Below are 866 nucleotides of genomic sequence, written 5' to 3' on the forward strand. Positions count from 1 at the left end.
GTAGAAAGAAACGGTATGCGTCTAATCTCTGTAGTGATAAAAGCAAACTCTCATACAGCACGTTTTGATGWAACAAAGAAATTGTATGATTATGGATTTGCGAATTTTGAAGTGAAGAAGGTCTATGGAAAAGATTCAGTAGTAAAAGGGCATGAAACAGTGCAAGTAGCAAATGCAAAAGACAAAGATGTAGTTGTTCAAACGAAGCAAGCTGTTTTACTTCCAATGCCGAAGGGCAACAAAGACGTATATAAAAAAGAATTTAAAGTATCGAATAAAGAACAAGAAGCGCCTATTAAAAAAGGTGTAACAATTAGTCAAATGATTATATCGCCTAAAGATATTACAGATCCTGGATTTTTATCAGATAAATCATTACAAGTAGACCTTGTAACAAAATCTGATGTAGAACAAGCAAATTGGTTTACACGTTTTATGCGCGAAATCGGATCATTCTTTAGCTGTATGTGGGATAGTGCGGTTGATATAGTAAAAAGCTAACTTTATAGGATAAAACTAAATATTAATCTGAAATAAAAGATTTCAAAGTATTATAGATTCTTATGTGGATAGCTTGGAATGGAAGATTGCATTAATTCTCAAATTTGGTTCTTCGGAACTTTTCGTATTGCTATCAAGCTAAACTAAATTTGTACCTATATGATCAAAAAACGCTATTCTTTTTGTAGAAATATACAGAAAGGATGGCGTTTATTATGAATATTTCGATTCAAAGGGTTCTGGTGCAAGGTTAGTTTAATAAAGTTACATGATGAAAAAACATATATTATTCCATCAAGTGACAATAAAAATTGATATCTGGTACTTATTTCTGTTATTAAATTTTATAAAAATTTAATAAAATC

Annotated in this window: 1 pseudogene; it reads left to right on the forward strand. The window is 30.4% G+C overall.

Going from position 1 to position 866, the window contains the following annotated elements:
- Nucleotides 1-501: pseudogene (locus AC1DTM_RS29200) on the forward strand (D-alanyl-D-alanine carboxypeptidase); the annotation flags it as partial.
- Between the last annotated feature and the right edge of the window lie 365 nt (nucleotides 502-866).

It is taken from the genome of Bacillus sp. P4_D3 (genome assembly GCF_056401855.1).